We start from the raw sequence: 18,471 nt of genomic DNA on the forward strand, positions 1-18,471 counted from the left end.
CGGATTGGGTTTGGAAAGCTGTTACTTCGCTTTGTCGAAAGCCTGTGAAAGCTGATCGATCGTGCCGTGAAGCGCGCCGAGGCCACCGCCGATCAGATACCAGTTCTGAGCGTTCAGATAGACGAGCTGATCTTTTTTCCAGGCATTGGTCTGGTGCACGAGTTCGTTATCGAGAACCTGCTTGGCTGAATTACCTTCACGACCAATGGCGGCATCGCGGTCAATGACAAACAGCCAGTCGGGATTGGTTTCGAGGATGAATTCCGAACTGATGGGCTGGCCATGATTGCCGATTGAAAGATCGGGTGCTGCAGGCTTGACCCCAAAGCTGTCATGCAGGACGCCGAAGCGCGAACCTGGGCCATAAGCGCTGATCTTGCCGCCGGACGTGAGGATCAGGAGGCCGGCGCCCTTGTTGGCGGCCTTTTCTTTCAACGCAGCAAGTGCGGCATCAAGCTTCTCGGCTTCTGCCTTCGCTTCTGCTTCCTTCCCGAAAATCTGGCCAAGTTTCTCGACGTTGGCTTCCGTATCGGCGATGAAATTCTTCGCGTTGGTCGTCAGATCGATGGTGGGAGCAATTTTTGAAAGCTCACCATATTTTGCGGCCGAACGACCCGCTACGATGATCAGGTCCGGTTCTGCTGCATTGACGGCTTCATAGTCCGGTTCGAACAATGTGCCGATTTTAGCATAATCGTCGCTCTGATATTTCTTCAGATATTCGGGGAAGGATATGCCGCTTGGAACACCCGTTACCTTGACACCAAGACGGTCCAAATTATCGAGAGTGCCGAGATCGAAAACCAATACCTTTGCCGGTGAGGCTGGCACCACTGTCTCACCCTGAGCATGCTTGATGGTTAGATCCGCAGCATTTGCAGTTGCAGCAATGCCCATCGCCATGATGGCGGCACCACACAAGCGTGTAACCTGTTGAGCGATATTCAGCATGGTTTTCGATCCTTTCATCAATCCTGTGCTTTACAGTCAAGTATCTTCTCCGTCAAAGACAGAGAGACAAAATTCAGTTGTTTTTTGCCTCGGGGTTTTGTCCGAGCAGAATGAAATTGAGGCTGTCTCCAACGGTGAGCGGGATCATCGAGCCGTGGCTTTCATCTTCGAAACGATGAAAGGCAGCATCCATCCGCGGTAATTCTGAAAGCTCTTTGAAGACATCTGAACCGGAAGGTCCGCCACGGAGTTTTTTAAGCCGTTCATTGTCCTGCTTCGTCTGACCGGGGCGACTCCCACGCTTGCCGGAAGTTTCTATGAGCAAACGGATCGGACGAGGGGCATCCTTGAAACGCGTGATGAACTGATCTTTATCGTTTAAAATTGAGCGGTCATTCCACCAGATTGACGGGTCTGCCGCACTATAGCTCTGGAAGGAATCCGTGTGGCTGAACAGAGCATAAAGGGTGAACAATCCGCCCAGAGAGTGGCCGAACAGAGCCTGCCGGTCTTTGTCGACGTTGAAACGCTTTTCGATTTTGGGCTTCACCTGATTGTTTATGAAATCGAAGAAGGCATCCCGTCCTCCCGTATTCGGCACATTGAAGTGAACCGGGATCAGGTCGGCAGGCGTCGAAGGTGTAAGGTCAAAATATCTCAGGCGAACAATTTCATCCTGATCGTCCGTCGGGTAGCCGATACCGACAAATACAGCCTTTAGGGCGGGGTTTTCTGCCATGAGTTTTGCCGCGATCGGCAACATGCGATTGCCGTCGACCATGTATACGACAGGATAACCGCCTTCGGGCGCAGTCTCTTTCGGCGCAGCGGTGAATATACGATAGGCGATGCCGTTAGCTTCCAGATCAAAGGACGAAGTGACAGGCCCGGCAGCCTGCACGCTGGAAGCTGTAAGTATCCCTGCCATTATCAGGCACACCTTTTTTAAGATATTCGTCAGTACGCTCATATGAGCATCCATTCAGGGAAAAGGCGCCCGGCATCGCTGGCAGGCGTCTTGTTGTTGCGATCCTAAAAGCGGGAGGTCATACCGACCCAGAGGCGGCGACCGTCGACGACTGTATTGAAGTCGTCTACATCGATCTTCTTGTCGAAGATGTTGTAAACGGCAGCGTTCAGGGTGACATTCTCGCTGAAATCGTATGAACCGCCGATATCGAAGGTCGCATAGGGCTTATATTTGCGAGCGATCACCTTGCCGTTTCTGTAGACTGGTTCACCGGCTGTTCCGATACGTGCACCGGCATTGGTTTCTTCGCCGTGGTAATTACCGGCAGCCCATGCACTCAAGCCTTCAACCGGCGTTATCCAATCTGCGCGCAAGCTGGCCATGTGCTTGGGCGTACGCGTTAGCGGCAATCCTTTATAATCACCTGTCTGCTGTTCCGAGTCCGTATAGGTATAATTGCCGCGTACGGTAATTGTGTCAGTTGCTTCCCAGTTGAGGGTCAACTCCACACCTTGCATGACGGCTTCATCGATGTTGAAACTGTACCAGAGACGATAGTTCGGATCTTCGCTCCAGCGAACCGGATTGCCGTTGGCGTCCGTCACTAATGCGTTGCTGATCTTGTCCTTGAAATCTGTGTAGAAATAAGTTGCGCCAAGACGAAGCCCGGACTGGTTGTCCCAGAGGACACTGGCTTCATAGCTTGTGCTTTTTTCGGGCTGCAGGTCCGGATCACCGATGATCACACCGCAGGTGCCGTCCGGTCCGTAGGAGCAACCTGCACCGCCCGTTGTATAAGCATAGCCCGGAGCGATTGTGCGCAGTTCCGGTGCACGGAAGCCGGTGGAAATACCGCCTTTAAACGTTAGTTGTTCAGTCGCGTGCCAGACGGCATAGCCGCGGGGGCTGAAATGTGAGCCGTAAATTTGATGGTCATCCATACGCAGTCCGCCCGTCAGGGCGAAATCCGGTGTGATCCACCATTCGTCTTCAGCAAAGAGGGCCCACTGGCGAACACTGAACTCCTCGTCCAAGCCTGTGCGGCGTCCTGGATTCTGGTCGGTTAGCACCGATTGTGTGAACTGCCCGCCGGTTACGAGTGTGTGATTGCCGTAGAATTCGAACGGTGTTGTGAACTTGCCATCGAGCACTGAATTGCGGATATGCGGCGAACGCAGATTCTCGACGTAGCTCTTAGTCTTGTTATCCCAGTTGAAATTGGTGCGTTCGGCCCACTCCTGCTGGAATGAGAATTCCGATGTGGTCGGTCCCCAGCGGCCAGTATGGCTGATCGACCAATGATCGCGGTCATTATAATTGTAGGAGTCCGAGCCTGATGCCGCCGTGTTGCCAACAGTCGCGTCGCGGCGGAGGCGAGTCTTGCCCAATTCGAGCATGATATCATGATCTTCATTAGGCGTAAGGGTGATGCGCCCGGTAATATCGATGTCTTTCTGTTCAGGCGTACCACTGACGATATTATCTTCCTGGCGCTTGAGACCGCGTCCCCAGACCTGAACACCGACAAGGTTCGGGACCAACGGCCCGGTCATGTAATAGGACCCCTGCAACGAATTTCCGAATTTGGAATGCTGCTGAACCGTGCCATCGACAGAGAACGAACCGCTCCACGTATCGGATACTTTTTTGGTGATCACGTTGATGACACCGCCCATAGCGTCCGATCCGTAGAGCGAAGACATAGGGCCGCGAATGACTTCGATCCGTTCTATGGCATTAGCAGGCGGCAAGAAGCTCTGTTCAAAGCCCGAGTTTCCATTGGTACGTGCATCACGCGTGCTTTGGCGCTTCCCGTCAACGAGCAGTAGAGTATAAGAGCCGGGGAGACCGCGAATATAGATGTCGCGTTCGGCAGCAGGGCCGGTAACAGCTACGCCCTGAACATCTTTCAAAGCGTCGGTCAGATCGCGATAGGCGCCTTTTTCCAACTCTTCACCAGGAACCACCGTGATACTCGCCGGAGCGTCAGTGATATTCTGCTCGAACCCGGTTGCAGTGACGACGATCTGGTTGAGCTTGACGGCACCATCGGCGGTTGTTTCGATGCCCGCTTCTGTTGCCGATGACTTTTTCTTCTTAGCGCTGGCTTCGTCTGAAGTTGCCTCTTCTGCGGCGTTGGTTGCCGTTTGCGCGATCGCAATCGTTTCGCCCAGGAGTAGTGCTGTGGAAAGACAGGTCCCGGCAAGAAACGCTCTATAAATGAGCGGTTTGCTGGCCAAACGCCTGTTTTGTGTACCGTCGGCCCACAATCCCCGAAACAAGCTGGTCATTTTCGTCACCGTTTAAAGTTGAGTTTTCAACTCTCCTTATGTATGCCAGTAAGGTGACGTCAATCGTCATGTTTTATAAGCGTTCTAAGTTTCAAAAATCGCAAATGAGCGAGCAAGAAAGCGATGTCAGGCAAGCAAGTGAAAACGCAGCAACAAACGGGGAAGAGCGAGAATGAAAGCCTTCGTTTGGGGCAATTGCGCCTGCTGATCGCGCTTGATGCACTTCTTGTGGAAGGCAGTGTTGGCGGTGCTGCCAAGCAGATGGGTCTAAGCATTGCTGCTATGAGCCGACTGCTTGGCCAGATTCGCGAAAAGTTCAATGATCCCATTCTGGTTCGTTCCGGTCGAAGCATGATAGCGACGCCGAAAGCCGAAGCCTTGCGTGGACGTCTGCGGCGGCTAGCGAATGAAGCCGAAACGCTGTTGAACCTAGACCTGACCGAATTGCCGAAATCGACTTGTACCGGACACCATGGGTGGAAGCGAAGCGCCATTACGGCGCCGCCTCCGCTAGGCATTCGTAAGATCGTAGAGCTCGAAAACCATCCAACACCAGAACAGCTCGCCGCACAATTCGCGAACATTCAGGGTGAGAACGATCCGGTCAGAAGGCTTGCAAAATACATCGCTGTTGTCGGGCGGAAGGTCGGGCATACCCGTCCTCTCGAAATGTCGGAAGCCGAGGATGCATTCACGACAATCTTTACGGGTAACGCCGATCCGATGCAGATCAGCGCATTGCTTCGGCTCATTCATTATCGCGGAGAAACTGCTCCGGAACTTGCAGGCATGGCGCGTGCGGCGAGACGAATTTATTCGGTGGATCCGGGATTGAACATACCGGCACTGGATTGGCCAGCCTATCTGTCACCGAACTCCATGCAGTCGCCCTGGTTCATGCTTTCGGCCTTGCTTGTAGCAAGAGCCGGTTATCCCGTTGTTCTGCATGGCAACTGCGGCACAGGCGAAGTCTCGGGCAAGCTTGAGATGGCGGCTGAAGCCATCAACCTACCGATTGCAACATCGCATTCGCTGGCGGAGAGTGCTTTGAGAGCACACGGTATCTGCTTCATGCCGATGGCTGGTTTTGCGCCCCAGATTCACGCGTTGTTTGCGCTTTATCCATTATTCGAGTCACGCTCATCGATGAATAGCCTTGTCCATCTGCTGAATCCGATGAGTCTCAAAGCATCATTTCTTGGTGTTACGCAACCTACATATCGCGAATTGCACCGCGATGCGGCTGTGCTGCTTGGCACGCCGTCGATTTCGGTTGTTTCAACCAGTCGTGATGTTGCCGAGTTGGTTCCACACAGAACGCATACGATCTACAGGCTTCTCGAGGGACACGAAACGGAAATGTTGCTTCCCACGCTCTCCAGAGAGAGCAGCGACAAGCATTCCAATTTCAGTTCATTCGAATATTGGTATGGTGTCTGGTCCGGTGCAGCCGTGGATAAGCGTGCAGAAAATACAATCGTCGCCACGGCAGCTATGGCGATGATGACGGCGGTCTCTGCCGAAAACGAAAGCCACGCGCAGTTCTTTGAGAGAGCTGAAGAACTTTGGCGCAATCGCCATAACCGAGCAGTGGCATGATGTGCAAGTAGCTGCGACTAAGGAACTCAAAACTGTTTTACGTTTGAAAAATTTGAAAAAGCTTTCCCTGCGATCATCAAGGACGGCAAGTCCATGCTTTGTCCACTAAATTTATAGGCTTTATCTTCTCTCCATAAGTTCGATTGCAACAGGGGAGCTTCGATGGTCAATCAAGTGTTCGGCAACGCGGGAACGTCGATTTTCGAGGCTATGTCACGGCTCGCCGTCGAGTGTGGAGCCATCAATCTGGGGCAGGGGTTTCCAGAAGGCTTTGAACCTGACGAACTTCTTGATGCGGCCGCTCGTGCTCTTCGTGAAACCTCACAACAATATCCACCCATGATGGGCCTGCCGGTTCTTCGTCGGGCTGTCGCAGAAAACACTAGACGGTCTCTCGGTCTCGACGTTGATTGGGAAAAGGAAGTTCTGGTGACCTCCGGAGCGACGGAAGCTCTGGCCGATACGTTTCTGGCACATCTGGATACTGGCGACGAGGTTATTTTGTTCGAGCCGGTTTACGATGCTTATGCAACACTTATCCGGCGTGCTGGCGGGAAAGTGGTGCCGGTGCGATTGAGACCACCTCATTGGGAATTGCCGCGAGGTGAACTGGTAAAAGCAATCTCTCCTCGAACCAAACTCATTGTCGTCAATACGCCGATGAACCCAATCGGCAAGATATTCGATCCAGATGAGTTGGACTTTCTCGCCGAGCTCGCGATCAAGCGTGACCTTTTGATTGTTTCGGATGAGGTCTACGAACATCTCGTGTTCGATGGTCGCCCATTTTATTCTATGTTCGGTGTCGAGAAAGTCCGCGACCGTGTCGTGCGAATTGGCTCCGCCGGAAAGAGCTTTTCATTGACGGGATGGAAGGTCGGCTATGTGACAGCTTCCACGAAGCTTCTAGCGCCGATTGCGCGTGCCCATCAGTATGTCACTTTCACCACGCCGCCGGCATTGCAGTCGGCGATTGCCGTTGGGCTTTCGTTACCTAATAGCTACTTCATTGAGCTCAGGGCATCCCTGGCATCGCGACGGGATCTTCTGGTTGATGGACTGAAATCTGCAGGTTTTGATGTCGTGGCGGTCCCTGCCACCTATTTCGTAGTGGCCGATATAGAGGCGCTCGATCCAGAAGGCGATGATCTCGACTTTTGTCGACGGTTGACGCTTGAAGCAGGTGTAACTCCGGTTCCCATCTCATCTTTTTATGGTGCGCGCGATGTGCGCAGCCATGTCCGTTTCTGTTTCGCCAAGCGCGAAGAAACGCTGCTTGAGGCCGTTTCACGGTTGGTTCGCTGGACCAATAAGCACAATTGGCGCGCCGCATCATAGGCGCGTTCGGAAATCACTACAGGGAAAACAAGATGCATTCAGTTTCATTTTTGCGTGGTGCAGTCACCGCAGCACTCTTTTCAGTGCTCGTCGCTTCACCAGCGCTCGCGGAAAAAATCCGGTTTGGTGTGACGTCGGGACCGCATGCGGAAATCGCCGCAGCACTCGCGCCCGTTGCCAAGGCAAAGGGGCTGGATATCGAGATTGTGGAGTTTTCGGACGGCGCACTGATCGACCCGGCAACAAATGACGGCGATCTCGACGCCAATGGCTTTCAGCATACGCCTTATTTCGATCAGCAGAACAAGGATCGAGGTCTCAACCTCGTGTCCGTTGGTGGACGCACGGTGTTGCTGCCGATGGCTGGTTACTCGCGCAAGTACAAATCTCTTGCTGAATTGCCTGAGGGGGCGCAAATTTCTGTCCCCAACGATCCCAGCAATGCGGGTCGCGCCTTGAAGCTTCTTGAAGCAGGCGGGGTTATCAAGCTGACGCCGGGTGTGACTTTCAATGCAACTGAACTCGATATTGTCGATAATCCGAAGAAGGTCAAAATCATTCCGATGGAAACAGCCCAGCTTCCGCGCTCGCTGGAAGACGTGGATTTTTCCGTTATCACTTCCCATTTTGCACTGAGTGCCGGGTTGGTTCCGACCCGTGATGCGATCCTGATCGAAGACCAGCTATCCGATTATTTCTGCCTGCTCGCTGTTGCAGAAAAGAACAAGGATGCCCACTGGGTCAAGACGTTGGTCGAAGCCTATAAGTCTCCTGATGTCAAAGCCTTCATCGAGAAGAAATTCGATGGCAACATCATAGCGGGTTGGTGAGATGAACGTGCTGGTGCGGAGCGAATCTGTGTCGAAAGTGGTGCCGGACGAAACGGGTTCGGTTCCGCCAATTATCGACATACGCTCGCTGACAAAAACCTATGATGAGAAGGCTGGGGCGGTTATCGATGATGTCTCGCTCAAAATCACGAGGGGAACAATCCATGGCATCATTGGTCGTTCTGGTGCTGGAAAAAGTACGCTCGTGCGCTGCCTGAACGGTCTTGTGCATCCAAGCAAAGGAGAAATCTTTGTTTCAGGACGTGAGATCACAACATTGCGTCAAGACGAATTGCGACAAGTTCGTCGTGAAGTATCAATGGTATTTCAGCACTTTAGTCTCCTGTCTTCACGAACTGCTTTTGGAAATATAGCGCTGCCGTTGGAGCTCGCAGGCATTGGTCGTAGCGCCATAAGAACTCGGGTGAACGATCTGCTCGATCTGGTGGGCCTAAAGGGAAAGGCCGGTGCCTATCCATCGGAATTGTCTGGTGGTCAGAAACAGCGTGTGGGTATCGCGCGGGCATTGGCTCTGGAACCGAGCGTTTTGCTGTCCGATGAGGCGACATCGGCGCTTGATCCCGAAACCACAGAACAAATTCTTTCGTTATTGAAAGATATTAATCAGCGGCTGGGACTGACGATTGTGCTCATTACGCATGAAATGGATGTGGTGCGCCAAATCGCAGACCATGTGACGGTTCTTGATGGCGGCAAAGTCGTTGAAAGCGGAGCAACGTTCGACGTATTTGCCTTTCCGCAATCCCCTATCGCCCGGTCGTTTCTGGCAAGCATCGTCGCCCACGATTTACCGCCGGAAGTATCGCAGCGGTTGCTTCTACAACCTGTTGTCGGGTCAGACCCGGTCCTGCGTATCATATTTTCTGGTGAAGCCGCCCATGAACCGGTCGTTGCGACGCTCGTGAGACGCTTCGGGATAAATCCGAACATACTGCATGGGCGCATAGACTATATCGGTGGCAAACCTCTCGGCATCATGACACTCATTGCTGAGGGCGGTTCGGCCGATCTCGCGGACGTCTGCAATTATCTTTCTTCACTCAATCTTCATGGAGAGGTCATCGGTCATGTTGTCCGATCTGCTTCCACCGGCGCTCGTCGGGCTTTTGCTTGAATCGCTGAAGCAGACGGCCACTATGGTGGCCGCATCTGCCATTTTGTCCACTTTGATCGGCCTGCCGCTCGGTGTTGCACTTGTTGTCACCAGTCCGGGGCAGTTTCTTGAGCGCTCGGTTTTCAATCGCGTTGCAGGCACTATCGTCAATTTGGTTCGATCTACACCGTTTATCATTCTGATGGTGGCTATCATTCCGTTGACGCGTCTGATCGTAGGAACAACCGTTGGTACTTATGCTGCCGTCGTGCCGCTGACAGTGGCCATCACCCCTCTCTATGCGCGTCTCGCCGAAACCGCGATGCGTGAAGTAGACCAAAGCCTGATTGAAGCCGCCGAAAGCATGGGCGCTACACCCATTCAGATCATCCTCAAGGTGCTGTTGCCTGAAGCGCTGCCCGGAATCATTGCAGGGCAAACGGTTACACTTGTCAGTCTTGTTGGATATTCTGCGATGGCAGGAACAGTTGGCGGTGGCGGTTTGGGCGATCTCGGAATTCGCTTCGGATATCAGCGCTTTATGCCGGAAGTTATGGTCGCTGTTGTCATCATTCTGGTTGCAATCGTGCAATCCATTCAGATCACGGGCGACCACGCCGCTCGTTTCGTCAATCACCGCGTGGCGCGCAGCCGTCGCTCACGCTGAGAGTTTTTCAGGAGGTTTCAATGACTATACACACCACGCCGATCAATCTGCCCTTGCTTGATTTATCCCGTTTCAACGGAAGTGTGGAAGAGCGCAGCAGTTTCATAGAGGAGCTTCGCCGGACGCTTCACGACCATGGCTTTTTTTACCTGACAGGGCATGGCGTCGATCCGAAACTTGTGGAAGACGTAGTTGCGACTGCAAAGAGATTTTTCGCGCTTCCTGCGGAAGAAAAACTCAAGATCGAAATGGTGAAATCATCCCATTTTCGCGGTTATAATCGTGCTGGTTTTGAACGTACTCGTGGCCAGCAGGATTGGCGCGAGCAGCTCGATATCAACACGGAATCGGAGCCCGCTGAGATTGGTCCCGATAGCCCGGCATGGAAGCGTCTGATCGGCCCGAACCAATGGCCGGAAGCACTGCCCCAACTTAAGCCTTTGCTGCTTGCCTATCAGGCTGAGGTCACGCGCGTTGGCATTGATATTCTGAAGGCCATTGCCGCGGCTTTGGGACAATCGGAAGACTTCTTCGCTCAAATTTATGAGCCGCATCCATCCCAACTCCTGAAGATTATCCGTTATCCGGGGCGCGACGTGGCGGAAAGCGAGCAAGGAGTAGGGGCACATAAGGACGGCGGTTTCGTTACCGTGCTGCTGCAGGATGTCGTCCCCGGCCTGCGTGTTCAGCGGGAAGATGGAGAATGGATTGATGCGCCCCCGGTTCCTGGCACTTTTGTTATCAACACGGGAGAATTGCTTGAACTTGCCACCAATGGGTTCGTGCGGGCGGATGTACACGGCGTTGTTGCACCTCCAGCTGGCGTGGAGCGCTTTTCCGTCGCCTTCTTCCTGGGTGCTCGATACGATGCAACTATTCCGGTTATAGATTTGCCGGATGAGTTGAAGACCAAGGAGCGCGGCGTCACAGTCGATGCGCTGAATCCAATCTTCCGGGAGGTCGGTGCAAATAATCTCAAAAGTCGCCTCCGGTCGCATCCAGATGTTGCGCGCGCTCATCATGCGGATTTACTGACGCCTGAACAATTGGGAGATCGCACAACCGGATCGGCATATTGAGAGATTGATCGTCTTTTCATGGCGTCACGGTCGCGTGATCGTGGCGCATTGTTTAACCCATCCCTTGACGATTAAAGTGCGCTGGTCGCATAAGTCGCCAAGGAACGGGCCGGGGGTATGCCATTGATCCGCGTTTTCGTGGATCAAGCGACACTCTAACGAGTGACGCCGCTTATATTTCGCCGGATTGCAGAGATTTAAAAGCTGCGATTGCTGGCAGGGCGGCGATGAGAGGGGAGGCAGTTCGGTGTCAGTTTTTGACGATTTGTTAGGAAAACGTTACGTCCTCTTTGCAAAAGTTTCGGCAAATTGATCGTACAGTTGTCATTTTGAACAATTTATCCCCTTTAAATTTAACAAATCCACGGCTTGATCAGTCAAAGCATCGATGGAAATCTCCCTTACCTTATATAAGCGTGACGTAGGGAGGGGATCGCTGAAATGCCTGTAATGCCCGAATTGTGTGCCGATACCATAGTATATAACGGTACGATCTGGTGTGGATATGAAGAGGGCACGGTCGAAGCCCTGGCTATCTGGCAAGGAAAGGTTCTTGCAACGGGTACACGGGACCAGATTTGGTCTTTGAAGGGCGATAATACGCGTTTGATCGATCTCAAAGGGCGCTTTGCGACGCCTGGACTGAACGACGCTCACCTGCATCTCATTTCCGTGGGACTGACACTCAAGTGGATCGACGCGACGCCGCAAGCGGCACCCACATTGCAAAGTTTGCTCGATGCCATTCGCGAACAGGCTGCTTCTGCACCTCCGGGGGCATGGATCAGGGCGCGCGGCTATGACCAGACGAAGCTCGATGTCGGTCGCCATCCGCATAAGTCGGAACTTGATGCTGTTGCTCCAAACAATCCCGTCATGGTGGTACGCGCATGCGGCCATGTTTCGATCTTCAATTCAAAGGCATTTGAACTGGCAGGTATTGACGAAAGTTCACCTGTGCCAGAGGGCGGGCTGATCGAGCAGAAAAATGGCACTCTGACTGGTATGGTTGCCGAGAATGCTCAAGGGGCTGTCCGCAAGGCTATCCCCAAGGCAACGACGGAAGAGATGATCGAGGCCATTGAGGCTGCGGGAAATCTGCTTCTTTCCTATGGCATAACCAGCGTCATGGACGCCGCTGTCGGTCAGGTCGCAGGATTCGATGAAATCCGCGCCTATAATCTCGCCAAGCTGGATAAGCGTTTGCCAGTGCGCACCTGGCTCGTGCTGCTCGGCGATCCGGGGCCTTCCATCGTAGAGGAATGCTATAATGCCGGTCTTGTGTCCGGCGTTGGTGATGACATGCTGACGGTCGGCGCTGTCAAGATTTTCCTCGACGGCTCTGCAGGCGGACGAACTGCATGGATGAGCAAGCCGTATCTCGGCGACGATAACAATATTGGTGTCCAGATATTGCCGGACGCGGAACTGGAAGCGCTGGTGCTGAATACCCATAAAAAGGGCTATCAACTGGCGTGCCATGCTATCGGCGACGCAGCCATCGGCCAGTTGATCACGGCGTATGAAAAGGCGCTCGCTGCTTATCCCGATCCAGATCGCCGCCATCGTATCGAACATTGCGGTTTCTCTACGGCGGAACAGCATGATCGGATGAAAAAGGCTGGCATTTATCCATGCCCACAGCAGGTCTTCATCTACGACTTTGGTGATGCCTACATTTCTGTTCTCGGCGAAGAGCGCGCAATTTCAAGCTACCCGCTGAAAACCTGGAAAGATCTGGGCTTCAAGCCTGCGACTGGCAGTGATTCACCGGTTTGTCATCCGAATCCCTACCCGAACATCTATTCAATGCTGACGCGCGAAACGGGCAAGGGAACAGTGATGGATGCTCGCGAATGCGTGACCATTGAAGAGGCCCTGCAGGTCTACACTGAGTTTGGTGCCTTCTCTCAGAAACTGGAGAATGTGAAGGGTAAGCTTGTACCTGGACAGGTTGCTGATATTGCGGTCTTTTCACGCAATATGCTCACCGCGAAGCCGGAAGAGATTCTCAACGACACGCATTGTGTTCTTACCGTGCGTGACGGTGAGGTCGTATTCGAACGGTCATGAAATACATGTTCCCGGTTTCCGGGGGCGATAAAAAGAATTGAAGCTAAACGCTTCGGGGCAATTTCGGGCAGCGAAGTTTCGGCAGAACTGCCCGAACGAACGGTTCATCTGAATCGAAAGAATGATACTTGAAGGGGAACAATATGAGAAAATTTGCATTGCTGGCGGCGCTGTCTGCAGTTCTGTTGGCCGGAACGGCAGCTTATGCTGCGGACGAGCCGCGTTCGGGAGGAGTCATCAATTTTGTCGCACCTTACGGCGACAGCTTCTCGACGCTCGACATTCAGGCTTCGCCTGCCACGCAGGACGAGTTCTACGCCAAGGCTATTCACCGCACGCTCTATGATTGGGATGCCGATCTCAACAAGCCGGTGCTCGGTCTTGCAACTGATGTGACGGTGTCCGACGACAGGCTCGTCTATACCTACAAGCTTCGTCAGGATGCATTTTTCCACAACGGCAAGCCTTTGACAGCCGATGACATCATCTGGAGTTACACCCGGATAATGGACCCGAAAAAGGCGTTCCCACCGGCACGTTACATTGCTGAGATCAAAGGGGCTGAAGAATATACGCAGGGCAAGGCCAAGGAAATTTCCGGTCTGAAGAAGATTGATGACCATACGCTCGAAATCACGCTGAAGCAGCCAATCGATCCGGGCTTCCAGTTTATGCGCAACAATACCGCCATTTACCCGGCGGGTGAGGGCGATAGCGAGGAGTTCCAGCGTCACCCGATTGGTCTCGGGCCATATAAGTTTGCGGAATATGTTCCTGGCTCCCGCCTGACAGTCGAGAAGTGGGATAAGTACTACGAAAAGGGCAAGCCCTACGCCGACAAGATCAACATCATGATCATGGGTGACGCGGCCGCCCGCGACGTTGCGTTCCGCAACAAGGAAATCGACGTAGCAGTGCTCGGGCCGGCACAATATACCGCCTATCTTGCCGATCCCGAACTGGCGAAGAATATGGTCGAGGTGGCTGAGGTATATACGCGTGCTGTCGGCTTTAATCCGGATTTTAAGCCGTTCCAGGACAAGCGTGTTCGTCAGGCAATCAACTACGCCATCGATAGCGATCTCATCATCAAGCGCCTTGTCAAAGATAAGGCTTATCGTGCTGTTGGTTGGCTTCCGAACTCATCGCCAGCCTTCGACAAGGATGCGAAACCTTATCCGTATGATCCTGAAAAAGCAAAAGCTTTGCTTGCTGAGGCTGGGTATCCTGACGGCTTCGAGTTTGAGCTGACGGCAACGCAGAACGAGAGCTGGGGCTTGACCATTGTTCAGGCGATCATTCCAATGCTCGCCAAAGTCGGTATCAAGGTGAAGGCAAAGCCAGTCGAAGCGTCGGTACTTGCGGATGTGGTTCCGGCTGGTAATTTCCAGGCCTATATGTGGTCGCTCGAAAGCGGTCCGGATGCACTAACTGCCATGCAGTGCTTCTATTCCACGACCCCACAATCTGCGTGTAACTACCAGAAATTCTCCAACCCGGAATTCGACAAGATTGTCGATGAGGCAAAGGTGGCGAAAACCGAAGAAGAGAAGAACGAACTTCTGAAGAAGGCCAACAATCTGTTGCAGGAAGAAGCGCCGGTGTGGTTCTTCAACTACAACAAGGCGGTCATGGCACATCAGCCATGGTTGCATGGTCTGCAGCCGAACTCGGCAGAGCTCGCAGTTCAGTCCTATGAAAAGCTGTGGGTTGATGACACGGTTCCGTCCGGTCGCTAGTTCCGGCTGATCTGGATCGGCCCGCTCGTCATCGGGCGGGCCATTGATCCCCTTTGCTCCAGCGTCTTTTGCGCTGATCCGAAAGGAGGACCATGTGCTCTACTTTATTCTTCGGCGCGTCCTGCAGATGATACCGACGGTTGTCGCTGTGTCATTGTTGATCTTCGTCATTTTCAGTGTTGTTCCGGGCAGCATCGCTTCTGGCCTAATTGCCAATGGCAAGGGCATGAACGACCCCAAAATGGTTGAAAAGATCACCCAGGAATTCGGCCTCGACAAGCCAGTCCATGTGCGTTTTGGCAATTATCTGATTCAACTGGCGCAGTTTGATCTCGGTACGTCCTATCGATCAAGGCAGCCGGTTGTCTCGCTTATTCAGGAGCGCATGTGGCCCACGCTGAAGCTTGCTTTTGCGGCCATGGGGTTTGCAATCCTGATAGGCGTACCGCTCGGATTTCTCGCCGCACTGAAACCTGGAAGCATTCTCGATAGCGTGACCATGATTGGAGCGGTCTCGGGCCTTTCGCTGCCGCAATTTTGGCTGGGACTGCTGGCCATGTATCTATTTGCACTGACACTTGGATGGTTGCCGAGCTTTGGCTATGGTGATGGTGGTATCCGAAACATTATCCTCCCAGCGCTGACCTTGGGTGTTGCGCCTCTGGCATTACTTGCAAGGACAACGCGCGCAGCCGTGCTGGAAGTGATGGGCGCTGACTTCATCCGTACTGCCCGCTCGAAAGGTATGAGCAGCTTTCGATTGGTGAAATGGCACGTCATGCGCAATGCGCTGGTGCTGATTATCACGACCATCGGCCTACAGTTCGGATCGATGATGGGGCAGGCCGTGGTGGTGGAGAAGCTATTCTCGTGGCCGGGTCTTGGCTCCTTGCTGATCGATAGCGTTTCTTTGCGCGACATTCCCGTCGTGCAGGGGGCAATTCTCGTAATCGTATTGTGGTTTCTGGTCATCAATACGATTGTTGACATTCTCTACGCGGTTATCGACCCGCGCATAAGCCACGAGTAAGCCCATGAAGCTGCGTTTCAATCTCGCATTCGGCGGGTTCGTGTGTATTGTCATTGTGGCAGCGGCTGTCTTTGCGCCATTGCTGGCACACTATAATCCGGTTCTTGATGCCGACCTGATGAATGCCGAACTTCCGCCTGATGCACAGTTCTGGTTCGGCACGGATGCACAAGGCCGCGATGTTTATTCGCGCATCCTCTATGGTGCGCAAGTATCTTTGACTGTTGGTGTCGTCTCGCAATGCATCAACACTGTTATCGGTCTGTGTTTTGGCATTTCGGCCGGTTATTTCGGCGGATGGTGGGACGATTTCGTCAATGGCCTCACCAATCTGATGCTGGCAATTCCGTCGCTGATCTTTGCGCTGGCAATCATGGCTGTCCTTGGCCCTGGCTTGCCGAGCCTGCTGCTCGCACTTGGTCTGACGAACTGGTCCTGGACTTGCCGCATTGCGCGGAGTTCTACACTGTCGCTCAAAAAGCAGGGCTATATTCAGGCGGCCAAGATGCTCGGTTATAGCGATGTCCGCATCATGATCACGCAGATCGTGCCAAACATGATCGGGCCTATTCTTGTGATAGGCACGCTCGGAATGGGCGATGCAATTCTTGCGGAGGCAGCACTTTCCTATCTCGGACTCGGGATCAGTCCACCTGATCCAAGCTGGGGCAATATGCTCACTGATGCGCGCGAGTTGATCGTTAATGCGCCTTGGGCTGCAGTGTTTCCCGGTCTGGCCATCTTCTTCACTGTACTTGGGCTCAACCTGTTCGGTGACGGTCTTCGCGACTGGCTCGACCCGCATATGAGGACCCGCAAGGTATGAGCGAACAAGCACTTCTTGAGGTAGAAAACCTTCGGATCGATATCGTCTCCGGTTCGAGCAAACATAATGTGGTCGAGGATGTATCGTTCACTATTGGAGCTGGCGAGACATTCGGTCTGGTCGGAGAGTCCGGTTGTGGAAAAAGCATCACCGCGCTGTCGATGATCGGGCTTTTGCGCAAGCCGCTGTCGATAACCGGAGGAGCGATCCGCTTTAAAGGGCAAGACCTGCGATCCATTTCGTCGCGCGAAATGCGCAAGCTGCGTGGCAATCGTATAGCGATGATCTTTCAGGAGCCGATGACTGCTCTCAATCCGTTGTCGCCAGTAGGTCGGCAGATTGCGGAAATGTTCGTGCTGCATCAAGGTGCCACTTGGCACGAGGCTGAGCGCAAGGCGGTCGAAGCGCTTGCGAGTGTTCAAGTTCCTGCGCCAGAGCAACGTGTGAAGAACTATCCGCATCAGATGTCGGGTGGTATGCGTCAGCGCGTGATGATTGCTATTGCACTTGCATGCAACCCTGATCTGCTGATCGCTGATGAACCCACGACCGCACTCGATGTGACGGTTCAGGCGGAAATTTTGCGTCTGATGCAAGAACTTTGCACAGCGCGAGGGACTTCCGTTCTGATGATCAGTCACGATCTGGGAGTCATTGCGAAAATGTGCCGTCGCGTGGGTGTCATGTACGCAGGACATCTGGTCGAAGAACGCATAACAGCAGGTCTGTTCCACCATCCGGCGCACCCTTATGCGCATGGTCTTCTGGCTTCTCTCCCGCACCTCGGTTCGCGTCAGAAGGAGGGGCAGTTGCGGTTACAGGAAATCGAAGGTGTTGTGCCGTCGATTTCCGCTTTTCCAAAAGGCTGCAGATTCGAGCCGCGTTGCACGCGCGCGACCGATGTTTGTCGTGCGCAAAAGCCGGGCTGGACGCCACTTGAGGATGCCGGTGTGGTGAGGTGTTTCCATCATGAATGATATGCATTCAACCAAACTGGTAGAACCATTGGTCCGTATTGACGATGTCTGTGTTTACTTCCCTGTGAGCGGTGGCATTTTCAGTCCTTCCAAGCAATTGTTGCGCGCCGTTAACAATCTCAGCCTGACTCTTAACAAGGGTGAGTGCCTTTCGATTGTGGGAGAATCTGGTTGCGGTAAGTCTACACTTGCACTGTCCATCGTCGGTTTGCAGAAGCCGACCAGTGGGCAGATCTATTTCGAAGGACGTCCGATCACCGGAAAGAACGAACCATCCCGGTTGGAACGGGCCAAGATGGCGCAAATGGTCTTTCAGGACCCATTCGCTTCACTGAACCCGCGGCAGACAGTCTACACGTCGCTGGCCGCGCCTTTGCGACTTCACGGCGTGACATCGCGCAGCGAGGTTGATGGACGTATTGAAGAAATTTTGTGTCTCGTCGGTTTGAAGCCCGAGCAGGCAAAGCGTTTTCCGCACGAGTTTTCCGGCGGCCAACGTCAGCGTATCGGGATTGCGAGAGCACTGTTACTTAACCCGAAAGTTATCGTTCTTGATGAACCGGTTTCGGCGCTTGATGTTTCAATCCGAGCACAAATCATCAATCTGCTGCTGGAGTTGAAAGAGCGACTTGGCCTTTCCTACATCATGATCAGCCATGATTTGAGCGTCGTTGAGCACATGAGTGATCGTGTAGCCGTGATGTATTTTGGCCAGATTGTCGAAAGCGGTCCGTGGGACCGGATTTTCTCAAATCCGACGCATCCTTATACACGGCGACTGATTTCAGCCATCCCCGATCCGATGACGGAATTGGCGGGCGGTCGTCTAATCGACGACACCAACCCGCCTCGTGCACCAGACGGTTATGCGTTTTACCCCGAAAGCTTCGGTACGCACGACGTTCATGAAGTGCCGCCACCGACGCAGTTCATAGATATTGGCGGCGATCAGCGCATTCGAGTTATCGGGAAAAATTAACTTCGAGT

General features: G+C 53.3%; 15 protein-coding genes. 12 read left to right on the plus strand and 3 right to left on the minus strand.

What is annotated here, in order from left to right; all coding sequences use genetic code 11:
• Nucleotides 1–21: 21 nt before the first annotated feature.
• The 3 genes from HWX93_RS14625 to HWX93_RS14635 all read right to left on the minus strand — a co-directional run bounded on the left by HWX93_RS14625 (nt 22) and on the right by HWX93_RS14635 (nt 4,212).
• Nucleotides 22–969: a siderophore ABC transporter substrate-binding protein gene (locus HWX93_RS14625; RefSeq protein ID WP_419190967.1), complete on the minus strand. Its 948-nt coding sequence runs from the start codon at nt 967–969 to the stop codon at nt 22–24.
• 55 nt (nt 970–1,024) lie between these two features.
• On the minus strand, nt 1,025–1,921 hold the full coding sequence (locus HWX93_RS14630) for an alpha/beta hydrolase-fold protein (RefSeq protein WP_176037749.1): 897 nt from the start codon (nt 1,919–1,921) through the stop codon (nt 1,025–1,027).
• 62 nt (nt 1,922–1,983) lie between these two features.
• Nucleotides 1,984–4,212 (minus strand): TonB-dependent receptor domain-containing protein, encoded by a 2,229-nt coding sequence (locus HWX93_RS14635; protein ID WP_109986475.1) that lies wholly within the window; start codon nt 4,210–4,212, stop codon nt 1,984–1,986.
• A gap of 123 nt (nt 4,213–4,335) precedes the next feature.
• On the opposite strand from HWX93_RS14635, the gene HWX93_RS14640 reads away from it, so the two are divergent.
• The 12 genes from HWX93_RS14640 to HWX93_RS14695 all read left to right on the plus strand — a co-directional run bounded on the left by HWX93_RS14640 (nt 4,336) and on the right by HWX93_RS14695 (nt 18,463).
• Nucleotides 4,336–5,811, plus strand: coding sequence for a glycosyl transferase family protein (locus tag HWX93_RS14640; RefSeq protein ID WP_109986476.1), 1,476 nt, complete (start codon nt 4,336–4,338; stop codon nt 5,809–5,811).
• 162 nt (nt 5,812–5,973) lie between these two features.
• The gene (locus HWX93_RS14645) at nt 5,974–7,149 is read left to right on the plus strand and encodes an aminotransferase (protein WP_176037750.1); all 1,176 of its coding nucleotides are present in this window, start codon (nt 5,974–5,976) and stop codon (nt 7,147–7,149) included.
• 32 nt (nt 7,150–7,181) lie between these two features.
• A complete protein-coding gene (locus HWX93_RS14650; RefSeq protein WP_109986478.1) occupies nt 7,182–7,979 on the plus strand; it encodes a MetQ/NlpA family ABC transporter substrate-binding protein in 798 nt (265 codons plus the stop codon).
• Between the two features lies 1 nt (nt 7,980).
• Nucleotides 7,981–9,114 carry a methionine ABC transporter ATP-binding protein gene (locus tag HWX93_RS14655; RefSeq protein ID WP_210267223.1) on the plus strand — a complete coding sequence of 378 codons (1,134 nt, stop codon included), beginning with the start codon at nt 7,981–7,983 and terminating at the stop codon, nt 9,112–9,114.
• Entirely contained in the window at nt 9,068–9,760 is a 693-nt protein-coding gene (locus HWX93_RS14660; protein ID WP_176037751.1) for a methionine ABC transporter permease, read from the plus strand. Before HWX93_RS14655 ends, HWX93_RS14660 begins: the two co-directional genes overlap by 47 nt.
• Nucleotides 9,761–9,780: 20 nt before the next feature.
• Nucleotides 9,781–10,839, plus strand: a complete 1,059-nt coding sequence (locus HWX93_RS14665) for an isopenicillin N synthase family dioxygenase (protein ID WP_176037752.1) — start codon at nt 9,781–9,783, stop codon at nt 10,837–10,839.
• Between the two features lie 450 nt (nt 10,840–11,289).
• The gene (locus HWX93_RS14670; RefSeq protein WP_419190986.1) at nt 11,290–12,912 is read left to right on the plus strand and encodes an amidohydrolase; all 1,623 of its coding nucleotides are present in this window, start codon (nt 11,290–11,292) and stop codon (nt 12,910–12,912) included.
• Between the two features lie 143 nt (nt 12,913–13,055).
• Nucleotides 13,056–14,651: an ABC transporter substrate-binding protein gene (locus HWX93_RS14675; RefSeq protein ID WP_176037754.1), complete on the plus strand. Its 1,596-nt coding sequence runs from the start codon at nt 13,056–13,058 to the stop codon at nt 14,649–14,651.
• A 94-nt stretch (nt 14,652–14,745) separates the two neighbouring features.
• Complete coding sequence (locus HWX93_RS14680; protein WP_176037755.1) at nt 14,746–15,681, plus strand: ABC transporter permease; 936 nt, start codon at nt 14,746–14,748, stop codon at nt 15,679–15,681.
• Nucleotides 15,682–15,685: 4 nt separating this feature from the next.
• Nucleotides 15,686–16,507: an ABC transporter permease gene (locus HWX93_RS14685; RefSeq protein WP_109986484.1), complete on the plus strand. Its 822-nt coding sequence runs from the start codon at nt 15,686–15,688 to the stop codon at nt 16,505–16,507.
• Entirely contained in the window at nt 16,504–17,484 is a 981-nt protein-coding gene (locus tag HWX93_RS14690; protein ID WP_176037756.1) for an ABC transporter ATP-binding protein, read from the plus strand. The genes HWX93_RS14685 and HWX93_RS14690 overlap by 4 nt, the downstream gene beginning before the upstream one ends.
• Entirely contained in the window at nt 17,477–18,463 is a 987-nt protein-coding gene (locus HWX93_RS14695) for an ABC transporter ATP-binding protein (RefSeq protein WP_176037757.1), read from the plus strand. Before HWX93_RS14690 ends, HWX93_RS14695 begins: the two co-directional genes overlap by 8 nt.
• Nucleotides 18,464–18,471: the final 8 nt, after the last annotated feature.

Origin of the sequence: Brucella tritici (assembly GCF_902825325.1) — a bacterium.
In the GTDB taxonomy this organism is placed as follows: domain Bacteria; phylum Pseudomonadota; class Alphaproteobacteria; order Rhizobiales; family Rhizobiaceae; genus Brucella.